This window comes from Kitasatospora sp. NPDC059599, assembly GCF_042735125.1.
Taxonomy (GTDB): Bacteria; Actinomycetota; Actinomycetes; order Streptomycetales; family Streptomycetaceae; genus Kitasatospora.
Window position 1 is genome coordinate 1 of record NZ_JBHWCL010000218.1, and the last position, 12,690, is coordinate 12,690.

At 74.4% G+C, this 12,690-nt stretch carries 10 protein-coding genes; 7 read left to right on the plus strand and 3 right to left on the minus strand.

All coding sequences use genetic code 11. The features are described 5' to 3' along the window. Both ACFV04_RS41230 and ACFV04_RS41235 read right to left on the minus strand, forming a co-directional pair. A partial coding sequence (locus tag ACFV04_RS41230) for a DeoR/GlpR family DNA-binding transcription regulator (protein WP_380536222.1) occupies positions 1-914 on the minus strand: 914 nt, incomplete at its 3' end. Positions 915-1,115: 201 nt separating this feature from the next. Beyond that, a complete protein-coding gene (locus ACFV04_RS41235) occupies positions 1,116-2,570 on the minus strand; it encodes an NAD(P)H-quinone dehydrogenase (RefSeq protein WP_380343983.1) in 1,455 nt (484 codons plus the stop codon). 98 nt (positions 2,571-2,668) lie between these two features. Here ACFV04_RS41235 and ACFV04_RS41240 point away from each other — a divergent pair, with 98 nt between their 5' ends. Then, positions 2,669-3,106, plus strand: a complete 438-nt coding sequence (locus ACFV04_RS41240; RefSeq protein WP_360265308.1) for a gamma-glutamylcyclotransferase — start codon at positions 2,669-2,671, stop codon at positions 3,104-3,106. Between the two features lie 13 nt (positions 3,107-3,119). On the opposite strand, the gene ACFV04_RS41245 is transcribed toward ACFV04_RS41240, so the two are convergent. After that, positions 3,120-4,085 carry a hypothetical protein gene (locus ACFV04_RS41245; RefSeq protein WP_380536224.1) on the minus strand — a complete coding sequence of 322 codons (966 nt, stop codon included), beginning with the start codon at positions 4,083-4,085 and terminating at the stop codon, positions 3,120-3,122. Between the two features lie 224 nt (positions 4,086-4,309). On the opposite strand from ACFV04_RS41245, the gene ACFV04_RS41250 reads away from it, so the two are divergent. The 6 genes from ACFV04_RS41250 to ACFV04_RS41275 all read left to right on the plus strand — a co-directional run bounded on the left by ACFV04_RS41250 (position 4,310) and on the right by ACFV04_RS41275 (position 12,651). Continuing rightward, positions 4,310-6,535, plus strand: coding sequence for a HAMP domain-containing protein (locus ACFV04_RS41250; protein ID WP_380536225.1), 2,226 nt, complete (start codon positions 4,310-4,312; stop codon positions 6,533-6,535). A 22-nt stretch (positions 6,536-6,557) separates the two neighbouring features. Continuing rightward, the gene (pgsB, locus tag ACFV04_RS41255) at positions 6,558-8,081 is read left to right on the plus strand and encodes a poly-gamma-glutamate synthase PgsB (protein ID WP_380536227.1); all 1,524 of its coding nucleotides are present in this window, start codon (positions 6,558-6,560) and stop codon (positions 8,079-8,081) included. Continuing rightward, positions 8,078-8,560 carry a poly-gamma-glutamate biosynthesis protein PgsC/CapC gene (locus ACFV04_RS41260; protein ID WP_380343994.1) on the plus strand — a complete coding sequence of 161 codons (483 nt, stop codon included), beginning with the start codon at positions 8,078-8,080 and terminating at the stop codon, positions 8,558-8,560. Before pgsB ends, ACFV04_RS41260 begins: the two co-directional genes overlap by 4 nt. A gap of 17 nt (positions 8,561-8,577) precedes the next feature. Next, positions 8,578-9,672, plus strand: coding sequence for a C40 family peptidase (locus tag ACFV04_RS41265; protein WP_380536228.1), 1,095 nt, complete (start codon positions 8,578-8,580; stop codon positions 9,670-9,672). A gap of 250 nt (positions 9,673-9,922) precedes the next feature. After that, positions 9,923-10,744, plus strand: a complete 822-nt coding sequence (locus tag ACFV04_RS41270; protein ID WP_360265310.1) for a purine-nucleoside phosphorylase — start codon at positions 9,923-9,925, stop codon at positions 10,742-10,744. A gap of 188 nt (positions 10,745-10,932) precedes the next feature. Next, entirely contained in the window at positions 10,933-12,651 is a 1,719-nt protein-coding gene (locus ACFV04_RS41275) for a phospho-sugar mutase (RefSeq protein WP_380536230.1), read from the plus strand. The last annotated feature ends 39 nt before the right edge of the window (positions 12,652-12,690 follow it).

Sequence of the window (12,690 nt, forward strand, 5' to 3'; positions counted from 1 at the left end):
GGGCGGCGCTGGCCGGGCAGCGGCGCGCCGCCGGGGGGCGGGCCGGTGCGGCGGGCCATCGGACCGGGCTGGGTCTGGTGCACGGGGCCGCTGCCGGTGCCGTGCACCGGGGCGTCGCCGCTCGGGGCCGCCCCGATCGGCGCCAGGTCGATCTGCACCCCGCAGTCGGCCAGGGCGTCCAGCTCGCGGGCGGTGCCGTCGTCCGCGGTGGCCTGCTCGTCGGTGACCAGCCGGGTGATCGTCTCGGTGGCGACGGTCTGGAACATGCCGGCCGCGCCGAGCTTGGTGTGGTCGGCGAGGACGATGACCTCGGCGGCCGCCAGCACCATGGCCCGGTCCACGCTCGCGGACAGCATGTTCGCGGTCGACAGGCCGCGGTCGGCCGTCAGCCCGCTCCCGGAGATGAAGGCCTTGGTGACCCTCAGCCCCTGCAGCGACTGCTCCGCGCCGCTGCCCACCAGCGCGTAGTTGGAGCCGCGCAGGGTGCCGCCGGTCATCACCACCTCGACCCGGTTGGCGTGCGCCAGCGCCTGGGCGACCAGCAGCGAGTTGGTGACCACCGTCAGACCGGGCACCCGTGCCAGCCGGCGGGCCAGCTCCTGGGTGGTGGTGCCGGCGCCGACCACCACCGCGTCGCCCTCCTCCACCAGGCCGGCGGCGAGGTCCGCGATGGCGCTCTTCTCCGCCGCCGACAGGTGGGTCTTCTGCGGGTAACCGGGTTCGCGGCTGAAGCCGCCGGGGAGCACCGCGCCGCCGTGCCGGCGGTCGAGGAGCCCTTCTGCCTCCAGCGCCCGCACGTCACGGCGCACGGTCACTTCGGAGGTCTGGACGACGCGGGCCAACTCCCGGAGCGAGACCGCTCCGTTGGCGCGCACCATTTCGAGGATCAACTGGCGACGTTCTGCAGCAAACACAGAACCGACGGTAACCTGCGTGACCGTCTGCTTTCAGGCGTTTGCAGCTAGTAGCGGGAATTGCTCACGCACGAGCGGCGCGTGACCGTACAATTCGCGCCGTCAATAGCCCGGGGCTGCGCCCGCCGTCCGGGTGACGGTCGATCATGCGCGAAGGGCGGCCGCCGGTCGGCAGCCGCCCCTCAACTGCGCGCCGGACGCTCAGGATTCGCCGTCGGCCCGCTTGCGGATGTGCAGCTGCCGGGCGGCCTCGGCGGTCGAGCCGGAGACGGACGGGTAGACGGTGAAGGCGCTGGCCACCTGTTCGACCGTCAGATTGGCGTCCACCGCGAGCGAGATCGGGTGGATCAGCTCGCTGGCCCGCGGGGCGACGACCACGCCGCCGACCACGATGCCGGTGCCCGGACGGCAGAACAGCTTCACGAAGCCGTCCCGGATGCCCTGCATCTTCGCCCGCGGGTTGCCGCGCAGCGGGAGCTTGACCACGACGGCGTCCATCTTGCCGCACTCCACGTCGGCCGCCGTGTAGCCGACGGTGGCGATCTCCGGGTCGGTGAAGACGTTGGAGGCCACGGTCTTGAGGTTCAGCGGCTGCACCGCGTCGCCGAGCGCGTGGTACATCGCGATCCGGCCCTGCATGGCCGCCACCGAGGCGAGCATGAAGACGCCGGTGCAGTCGCCGGCCGCGTACACGCCGGGGGCGGTGGTGCGGGAGACCCGGTCGACCTGGATCTGGCCCCAGTCGTTGAGCTTGATCCCGGCCTCCTCCAGGCCCATCTCGGAGGTGTTGGGGATCGAGCCGACCGCCATCAGGCAGTGCGTGCCCTCGATCACCTTGCCGTCGGCCAGGGTCACCTCGACCCGGTCGCCGATCCTCTTCACCGACTCGGCGCGCGAACGGCCCATCACGTTCATGCCGCGGCGCCGGAAGACGTCCTCCAGCACCTCGGCGGCGTCCGGGTCCTCGCCCGGCAGCACGCGGTCGCGGCTGGAGACCAGGGTGACCTTGGAGCCGACCGCCTGGTACGCGCCGGCGAACTCGGCGCCGGTCACGCCGGAGCCGACCACGATCAGCTCGCGGGGCAGCTCCTCCAGGTCGTACACCTGGGTCCAGGTCAGGATCCGCTCGCCGTCCGGCTGGGCGTCCGGCAGCTCGCGCGGGTGGGCGCCGGTGGCGATCAGCACCGCGTCGGCGCGCAGCGCGTGCACGGTGCCGTCGGGCGCGTCCACCAGGACCTCGCGGGAGCCGTCCGCGGCCTGCCCGCCGGTGCCGAGCCGGCCGCGGCCGCGCAGGACGGTGACGCCGGCGCGGGTCACCGACTGGGTGATGTCGTGGGACTGCGCGATCGCCAGTCGCTTCACACGGCGGTTGACCTTGCCCAGGTCCACGCCGATGACCCGGGCGGCCTGCTCCAGCGGCGGGGTGTCGTCCGCGACCAGGATGCCGAGTTCCTCGTACGAGCTGTCGAAGGTGGTCATCACCTCCGCGGTCGCGATCAGCGTCTTCGACGGAACGCAGTCCGTGAGCACCGCCGATCCACCCAGACCGTCGCGGTCGACGACGGTCACCTCCGCGCCGAGCTGTGCGGCGACCAGGGCCGCCTCGTAGCCGCCGGGTCCGCCACCGATGATCACGATCCGAGTCACGCTCACCATTGTCCCGTACGCCGGGAGCGCCGCCACGCCGGGGTCCGGGCTCCGCCCGTTCGCCCGGTCGCCCCGGTCCGCGCGCCACCCCGGCTACGCTGGCCCCCATGCCCCTTTACGCCGCGTATGCCACCAACCTCGATGCCCGGCAGATGACCCGCCGAGCCCCGCACTCCCCGCTGCGCGGCACGGGGTGGCTGGACGGCTGGCGGCTCACCTTCGGCGGCGAGCAGCTCGGCTGGGAGGGCTCGCTGGCCACCGTCGTCGAGGACGAGAAGGACCAGGTCTTCGTCTCGCTGTACGACGTCTCGCCGGTGGACGAGGAGGGCCTGGACCGCTGGGAGGGCGTCCAGCTCGGCATCTACCGCAAGATCAAGCTGCGCGCGCAGACCCTGGACGGCTCCATCCCGGTCTGGACGTACGTGCTCAACGACTACGAGGGCGGCCTGCCCGCGGCCCGCTACCTCGGCCTGGTCGCCGACGCCGCCGAGAGCGCCGGCGCCCCGCACGACTACGTCATGGACCTGCGCCGCCGCCCCTGCTGACCGGGCGGGCCCGTCAGGGCCGCGGGCCCCAGCTGCGCGCCGTCTCCGCCAGGACGCCGGCCACCACCGCGCGCCGGGCCGGCTCGGTGCGCAGCCCGTTGCCCAGCTCGACGTGCAGCCACGGCACCCCGACACCGGCCGCGAACCGGCCCTCGACGTTCGTGGTGCCGCCCAGCTGCCCGCACTTCTCCCGCCAGGCCCGGCAGACCGCGTACCCGGACCGCCCCAGCGAGGCGGCGGTGAGTTCGGCGGCCGGGCCGGCCTGGCCCGCACCGCCGGAGACCACCGCGTCCTGCCCGGGCAGGCTGCCCTCGTCGAAGCCGTGCACCTGGATGCCGGGCAGTCCGCGCCCGGTGAGCGCCTCGACCACGGCCGCGAAGACGGTGTCGGTGCGGTGCGCGACGTCCGAGGAGCCGTCGGCCCCGGCCCGGCGGTGCGCCCCGGCGAGCACCAGCACACCGCCCGGCGCGGCCCGGAACAGTTCCACGCCGAGCGCCTCGGTGCGGGCGTCCGACACCGGGTGCGGCACCTGCACGGACCAGTTCGTCCGGGCCGAGAGGTCCAGGTAGACCCGGCCCCAGCCGCGGCTCCCGGCGGTGGCGGTGATGTCGGCGATCTCGGCGACCCGGCGGCCGGTCGCGGCCTCGGTGAACTCGGTGAGCCGGTAGCCGGCCCGGGCCAGCGCCTTCCCGGCCTGCTCGGACTGCCCGTCCAGCGCGCCGAGCACGCCGTCGGCCACCGCCCGGCGCTGGGCCGCGTCCGGCGCGGTGTACAGGCCGTCGGCCGCGAAGTCGGCGGTGTAGTCGTCCACCCGGGACGCCAGGTCCACCGGGGCCGGTCCGGAGGGCAGGGGGCGGACCGCCCGCGGGGGTTCGGCCCGTCCGCGCGCGGCCAGGGTCAGCACCCCGGCGAGCGCCGCCAGCACCAGTAGCACCGCCACCGGCAGCAGCAGCGAGCGTCGCGAACCCCGAGTCTCCATGGCGGTCGAACCTACCGCGTCGACCACCACCGCCATGATCCACGCCGGGTCCGGCGGAATCGAGATGCAAGGGACATCGGATCGAAGCCGATATGTGACAACTTTTGCGAAACCTTTTCGTACGCTGTTCCGGCTTGACCAATTCTTGATCATTGCTTGACCGGGAAGGCCGGCTGCCGACCCCGGGAGCCGCCACGGCGAGCCCGGAGGAGAACGAGGCCCCCGTGAGCACGGCACCCACCCCGCCGCGGCAGCACCGCTACCGCCGCCGGGCCGACATGCCGCTGCTCGGAGGCATCCGCCCGCCCATCGCGCTGCTGCTGGTCCTGCTGGTCGCGGTCGCCGCGATCACCGCCCTGGCCGTCGGCGGACTGCGCGTCGACGACACCCCGCAGGCCGTCCGCGAGTCCCACCAGTACGCCGCCGAGGACACCGCCGCCTCACTGCGCGCCGGACTGCACGAGAGCGCCACCGACCTGCGCCGGGCCGCCGCCCGCTACGAGAACGCGCCCGCCGAGCCCTCCGCCGTGCTGACCGCGCTCGGCCAGGCGTACCACAAGTGGCGCGGCACGGTGGTGGTCCGCCCCGACACCGGCCGGCTGCTGGCCGCCCGCGGCGAGACCGTCCCGCTGGCCGGTCTGGACCTCGCCAAGGTCACCGACACCGCGCCCGCGCCCGTCCTGGTGCCCTCCACCGCCGGCACCCGGCTGCTCACCTTCGCACTGGTCACCACCAAGGCCGACGGCCGCGCCCTGCTGGTCGCCTCCGACAACCTGCGGCTGCCCGGCATCGCCACCCGCAAGGAACAGACCATCCAGGTCCTCGACGCCACCGGCGCCGTCCTGGACACCACCGGCGCCGCGCTCCCCGCCGAGGGCGACCGCAAGCTGGTCACCACCGCCCGCGAGCGCGCCGCCCGGCAGCACCCCGCCCCCGGCGAGACGGCCTCCGGCAGCCTGGCCGGCGCCGCGGACGCCAACGGCGAGCGCCGGGTCGCCGGCTGGGCCGCCGTCGCCGCCCCCGGCGGGCACGACCAGGCCGCCCCGCTCGGCCTGACCGTGGTCTCCACCAGCACCGTCGACGGCAAGCCCGGCAGGCTGCGCCACCCCATGCTCGGCCTGGCCGCCGCCGGCGCCCTGCTCGTCCTGGCCCTGCTGCTCGCCTGGTACCTGGTCCGCAGCCTGCAGCGCCCGCTGCTGGGCCTGTTCCTGGAATCCCGCCGGCTCACCCGCGGCGACCGGCCGGACCAACCCGTGCGCGGCCCGAAGCGGGGCGAGACCGGCCGGATCGCCCGCGCCCTGGAGGAACTGCGCCACCAGCTCCTCGACCCGTCCCGTCCGCCCGCCGCCGCCCCCGCCCGCGGGCGCCGCCCCGGCACCGCCCTGCCGCTCGCGCTCTGCACCGTCCTGGTGCTCGGCTGGTCCGGCCCGCTGCTGTTCCTCGGCGGCAACGACCCGACCGTACGGGTGCCCACCCAGGTCGTGGCCGGCCAGCGCGACCGCACCGACACCGCCGCCGACCGGATCCGCCAGGCGCTCAACGAGGGCTACGCGGACCTGCGTTCGGTCGCCCCCGCGCTCTCCGAGGCCTCCGTCGGCAAGGCCGAGACCCTGCTGCGCGACACCCTCGCCGAGCACGACCGCTACCGCTCGCTGTACGTTCTCGGCGCCGACGGCGGCGTCCTCGCCCACGCCGGCGAGACCCCGCACCGCACCGGCCCGGAGGCCCTCGGCCCGAGCGGCGTCCTGCTGCTCAACAGCTCCGGCAAGGAGCCCCGGATCGCCGCCCGCGCGGCCCTCACCGCCGCCCCGGCCGACGCCGAGGCGGAGGGTGCCCCGGAGCCGAAGGGGCCCGTCCTGGTCGGCGAGTTCAAGACCGACTTCCTCGGCGGTCTGCTGACCCGGCCCGGCCTCGGCCGGGTCTGGCTGGTCGACGGCCGGCAGCGGGTGCTCGCCGCCAACGAGGGCTACAGCTCCTTCGGCGAACTGCCGGACGGCCGGGCCCGGACGGTCCTCGCCGACGCCGGGAAGTCCGCCACCGCCGACGTGCTCCGCGACGGCGGCGACCCCTCCCTGCTCGCCGCCGCCCCGCTCGGCGGCAACGGCAGCGTCGCCAAGCTCGGCTGGTCCGTGGTCACCGCCCATCCGGTGGCCTGGCTGCACCTCGACCAGAACCGGGCCGACCGCCGCGCGGTGCTGGCCGGCATGCTCGGCCTGGCCGCCGCCGCGCTCTGCCTCGGCTGGCTGTTCATCGCCGTCGGCCTGCCGCTGCGCCGCCTCGCCGCGAGCGCCGAGGCGCTGGCCGCCGGGGACCGCCGCACCGTGCTCTACCCCGTCCACCACGACGAGGTCGGCGCCGTCGCCCGCAGCCTGGAGCTGGTCCGGCAGGAACTGGTGCGCGCCGAGCTCGCCGAGCGCGCCGTCCGCCGGACTCCCGAAACCGCCCGCTGAGCCCCCGCCCGAAGGATCTCCCGTGCTCTTCCTCTACGTCGTGCTGCTGGTGTGCTGCACCGTGCTGCTGGTGGCCGGCATCGTCGAACAGCGGCGGCACTTCACCGCGCTGGAGCAGATCCCGACCCGGGTCCTGGTCAACGGCATCCGCGGCAAGAGCTCGATCACCCGGCTGTGCGCGGGCGCGCTGCGCGGCGGCGGGCTGGTGACGGTCGCCAAGACCACCGGCACCGCGGCCCGGTTCATCCACCCGGACGCCACCGAGGAACCGGTCTACCGCAAGTTCGGCATCGCCAACGTGGTGGAGCAGATCGGCATCGTCCGCCGCGCCGCCACCTACCGGCCGGACGCCCTGGTGATCGAGTGCATGGCCGTCATGCCGGCGCTCCAGGAGGTCAACCAGACCAAGCTGATCCGCTCCACCATCGGCGTGCTCTGCAACGTCCGCGAGGACCACCTGGCCGAGATGGGCCCGACCCTGGACGACGTCGCCCGCTCGCTGTCGCGCTCGATGCCGGTCGGCGGGGTGTGCGTCACCGCCGAGCAGGAGCGCGCCCACATCCTGCGCGAGGAGGCGGCCAGGCGGGACTGCCGGCTGATCGTGGTGGACCCGGAGACGGTCACCGACGAGGAGCTGCGCGGGTTCAGCTGGTTCACCTTCAAGGAGAACGTGGCGATCGCCCTCGCCGTCGCCGAACTCCTCGGCGTGGAGCGGCAGACCGCCCTGCAGGGCATGTGGGCGGCCCCGCCGGACCCGGGCGTGCTGTCGGTCGACCGCTACCGCACCGCCGACGGCAAGCGGCTGCGCTTCGCCAACGTCTTCGCCGCCAACGACCCCGAGTCGACGCTGATGAACGTCCGCCAGCTGGAGGACCTCGGCGCGATCCACCGCCCGCTCAACGTGGTGATCAACTGCCGCCCGGACCGGGTCGAGCGCAACGGCCAGATGGGCCAGATCGTCCCGGACCTCGACCCGGACACGGTCTTCCTGATCGGCCACCCCACCAGGAGCGCCCGCGACGGCATCCCGGCCGGCTGGTCGGGCCGGGTGGTCGACCTCGGCGGCGACAAGCGCGACCCGGAGCGGCTCACCGCCGAGCTGCTGGCCGCACTCGGGCCGGACTCCTCGCTGGTGGCCGTCGGCAACATCCACGGCCAGGGCGAGCTGTTCCTGGACGAGCTGGCCCGGCTCGAACCCGACGAGTCGCCGGACGGGCCGGGCGTACCGGAGTACGCGTACCACGAGCCCGAACCGCTCTACCCGGAGCCGGACCGCCCCGGACCCGCGCACCACGCCGATCCGTTCCACCCCACCGGGACCGCGCCGTACGCCGATCCGGACCCGTACGCCGATCCGGGCCCGTACCCGGGCCGGGTTCCGCACCCCGGCCGGGCCCCGTACGGCGGGCAGGCGCCGTACCCCGGCCACGCACCGCACGCCCGACAGGCTCCCCACGCCGAGCCGGTGTACCGCCCTGAGCCGCTCCCCGACTCCTGGTACGACCCCCACCACCGCACCGCCGCGCCCTACGGAGACCAGCAGTGATCCCCACCGAGCTCACCCCCGAGATCGCCGCCATCGGCATCGCGCTCGGCCTGGTCTTCTCCCTGGTCTGCTACCTGACCACCAACCTCTCCCCCGGCGGCATGATCACCCCCGGCTGGCTGGCCCTCACCCTGGTCGAGTCCCTCCAGCGGGTGGCCATCGTGATCGGCGTGACGGTGCTGACCTACCTCGCCATCCGGGTGGTCCAGAAGCTGGTGATCCTCTACGGCAAGCGGCTGTTCGCCGCCGTGGTGCTGATCGGCGTGCTGCTGCAGGCCACCGTGATGCTGGTCCTGCAGCGCGAACTGCCCACCCTGTACGCGAACCAGACCCTCGGCTTCATCGTCCCCGGCCTGATCGCCTACCAGTTGGTCCGCCAGCCCCGGGCGGCCACCCTGATGGCCACCGGCACGGTGACGCTCGCCAACTACGTCGTCCTCACCGCCGGCGTCCTGCTCGGCGCCCTGCCCGGCACCTGATCCCGAGGGGAACCCCCATGCCAGTGACCCGCACGTCCCTGCTCAGCGGCGGCCTCGCCGTGACCCTGCTGGCGGCCGGCGGCTACCTCACCGTCCAGCTGCGGGACCGCGACCGGCAGCCGTCGGCGGGCAGCAACGCGCCGCTGATCACCGCCGCCGTGCCGGGCCCCGCCGCCGGGACCCCGGCCGGCACGGCCCCGCCCGCCCGGTACCGCTACGAGCGGCTGGCCGGGCCGGACCGCACGGTGGTCCGGGACGACCGCGGCGGGGTGGTCGCCACGCTGAGCGACGGCGCCCGCACCGCCGTCCTGGCCGGCCCCAGCCGCACCTTCGCCGAGCCGGTCACCACCGCCGCCACGGTGGTGACCGACAGTTGGGTCCGGCTGATGCCGCAGCCCTGGAAGGCGGGCGCCGAGCAGGAGGCCTGGTTCCGCACCTGGTTCCAGCAGTCGCTCGGCTCCACCGCCGACGACGTCCTGGCGGCGGCCACCCAGTACGTGGCCGGGGCGCCCGCCGAGAAGGACGCCAAGGGCGTGCGCTTCAAGGGCGACGCCTCCTTCGGCCCGCTCAATCCGAACGGTTCGGCCGGCAACGACCTGCGCCTGGAGCAGACCGACTTCTTCGACTACCTCGGCGTTCCGTACACGTTCGCCGACAAGGTGACCCGGCAGCCCGACAGGACCCGCTTCGGCTCCTTCGACTGCTCGGGGTTCGTCCGGATGGTGTACGGATACCGCTCCGGCTACCCGCTGCTCTCCAAGGACGCGGCCGGCCCCGGCCTGCCCCGCACCGCCAACGGCCTGGCCCGGGTCGGCCCCGGTGTCCCGGTGATCCCGCTGGCGACCGCCGCCGGCTCGGACACCACCCTGCGCCCGGTCTCGATCGACCCGCTGCAACCCGGCGACCTGGTGTTCTTCGAGATCGACGCCCGCACCGGCGCCCGGCTCGACCACACCGGCATCTACCTGGGCCTGGACACCGACGGCCACCCCCGCTACATCTCCAGCCGGGAGGAGGCGGACGGCCCGACCTTCGGCGACAAGGGCGGCACGGCCCGGCTCGACGACAACGGCATGTACGCGAAGGGGCTGCGCAGCGCGAAACGGCTCTGAACCGCGCGGGGTCCGCGCGGACGGGGAACGCCGGGTGTCCGGAAAGCGGGGTGCCCGGAAATCCGGGGCGGCCGCGAGGGCGGGACGCGCGGAACGCCCGGTGCGTGGAATGCCCGCTGTGTGGGAAGCGACAAAGCAGGTCACCCGGACGGCGCCACCGAGCTGTGCTTTCGGGTCAACCGGGTAACGATCCGGCATGCCGCGCCAGATTTTCTACGCGCGTAGCCGATTCCCGTCTATCCTCGGACCCGTGAACGCTTCTCCTCAGTCGGTCGTCTCCGCCGACCCCTACGCCGCCGCCCAGGCCGCCGCCGAGCGCCTGCGCGAGCTGACCGGTGCCGAGCGGCACGACGTCGCCCTGGTGATGGGCTCCGGCTGGGTGCCGGCCGCCGACGCCCTGGGCGAGACCGTGGCCGAGTTCCCGGTCACCGACCTGCCCGGCTTCCCCGCCCCCGCCGTCGCCGGTCACGCCGGCACGATCCGCTCGGTGAAGATCGGCGACAAGCGCGCCCTGATCTTCCTCGGCCGCAACCACTACTACGAGGGCCACGGCGTGGCCACCGTCGTCCACGGCGTGCGCACCGCCGCCGCGGCCGGCTGCGGCATCATCGTGCTGACCAACGGCTGCGGCGGCCTGCGCCAGGGCTGGACCCCCGGCCAGCCGGTCCTGATCAGCGACCACATCAACCTGACGGCGGACTCGCCGATCGTCGGCGCCAACTTCGTCGACCTCACCGACCTGTACTCCAAGCGCCTGCGCGCGCTCTGCCGCGAGGTCGACCCGTCCCTGGACGAGGCCGTCTACGTGCAGTTCCGCGGCCCGCACTACGAGACCCCGGCCGAGGTCAACATGGCCCGGGTCATCGGCGGCGAGCTGGTCGGCATGTCCACCACCCTGGAGGCCATCGCCGCCCGCGAGGCCGGCTCCGAGGTGCTCGGCATCTCCCTGGTCACCAACCTGGCCGCCGGCATGACCGGCGAGCCGCTCAACCACGAAGAGGTGCTGGAGGCCGGCAAGGCCTCCGCCGAGCGCATGGGCGAGCTGCTGGCGAAGGTCCTTGAGCGGATCTGACGCCCACCAGGCGCAGAATGCATGAGTGACGGGGCCCACGGGCGGCGTGATCCGCTGATAACGCCACCCGTGGGCCCCGTCCGCGTGCTCGACCCCTTCCTTGCGGAACCCCGGTCTCAGCGAACCCTCCGGTCTCAGCGAACCCTCCGGCCGACACACAGACGCACTTCCCGATGGAGCTGGCAGCCATGACGCAGGCACCCACCACCGACCTCCTCGCCCGGGCCCGGGCCTGGCTGGCCGAGGACCCCGACCCGCAGACCCGCGAGGAGCTCAGCGCCCTGCTGGCCCGGGCCGAGGGCCCCGAGGCCGAGTCGGACAGCAAGCTCGCCTGGTCCGAGCTCGCCGAGCGCTTCGCCGACCGCCTGCAGTTCGGCACGGCCGGACTGCGCGGTGAGATCGGCGCCGGGCCGATGCGGATGAACCGCTCCGTGGTGATCCGGGCCGCCGCCGGCCTGGTCGCGTACGTCAAGGAGCAGGGCCTCGGCGACCTGGTCGTCATCGGCTACGACGCCCGCCACAAGTCGTACGACTTCGCCCGCGACACCGCCGCCGTGGTGGTCGGCGCCGGCCTGCGCGCCGCGCTGCTGCCGCGCCCGCTGCCGACCCCGGTGCTCGCCTTCGCCGTCCGCCACCTGGGCGCGGCCGCCGGCGTCACCGTCACCGCCAGCCACAACCCGCCGCAGGACAACGGCTACAAGGTCTACCTGGGCGACGGCTCGCAGATCGTCCCGCCGGCCGACGCCGGGATCGCCGCCGAGATCGACGCGATCGGCTCGCTGGACGAGGTCCCGCGCGCCGAGGACGGCTGGGAGGTGCTCGGCGAGGACGTCGTCGACGCCTACCTGACCCGCGCCGTGTCCATCGTGGACCCGCACAGCCCGCGCGACCTCGACGTCGTCTACACCCCGATGCACGGCGTCGGCCGCGACACCCTGGTCGCCGCCTTCCGCCGGGCCGGCTTCCCCGCGCCGACCGTCGTCGCCGAGCAGGCCGAGCCCGACCCGGACTTCCCGACCGTGGCCTTCCCCAACCCGGAGGAGCCGGGGGCGATGGACCTCGCCTTCAGCACCGCCGCCTCGGTCGGCCCCGACATCGTGATCGCCAACGACCCGGACGCCGACCGCTGCGCGGTGGCCGTCCCCACCAGCGGCAACGCGGCCGGCAGCGGCAACGGCACGGCCGGCTGGCGGATGCTGCGCGGCGACGAGGTCGGAGCGCTGCTCGGCGCGGCCCTGGTCTCCAAGAAGGCCGAGGGCACCTTCGCCACCACCATCGTCTCCGCCACACTGCTCGGACGGATCGCCGAGGCGGCGGGCCTGGGCTACGCCGAGACGCTGACCGGCTTCAAGTGGATCTCCCGCGCCGAGGGCCTGCGCTACGGCTACGAGGAGGCGCTCGGCTACTGCGTCGACCCGCAGGGCGTCCGCGACAAGGACGGCATCACCGCCGCCCTGCTGGTCGCCGAACTCGCCGCCACCCTGAAGAAGTCCGGCCGCACGCTGTCCGACCTGCTGGACGACCTGGCGCTGGAGCACGGCCTGCACGCCACCGACCAGCTGTCCGTCCGGGTGCAGGACCTCTCGCTGATCGCCGACGCCATGCGCCGCCTGCGCGAGCAGCCCCCGACCGTCCTGGCCGGCCTGACCGTCACCCGCGCCGACGACCTCAGCGAGGGCTCCGCCGACCTGCCGCCCACCGACGGCCTGCGCTACTACCTGGCCGGCGAGGCCGTCCGCTCGGCCCGCATCGTGGTCCGCCCCTCCGGCACCGAGCCCAAGCTCAAGTGCTACCTGGAGGTCGTCCTCCCGGTCGCCACCGCCGCCGACCTCGCGGCCACCCGCGACCGCGCCGCCGCGCTGCTGGACGCCGTCAAGCGGGACCTGGCCGCAGCCGCCGGCATCTGACCGCCACGCGCGAACGGGCCCGCCGGAAAGCTTCCGGCG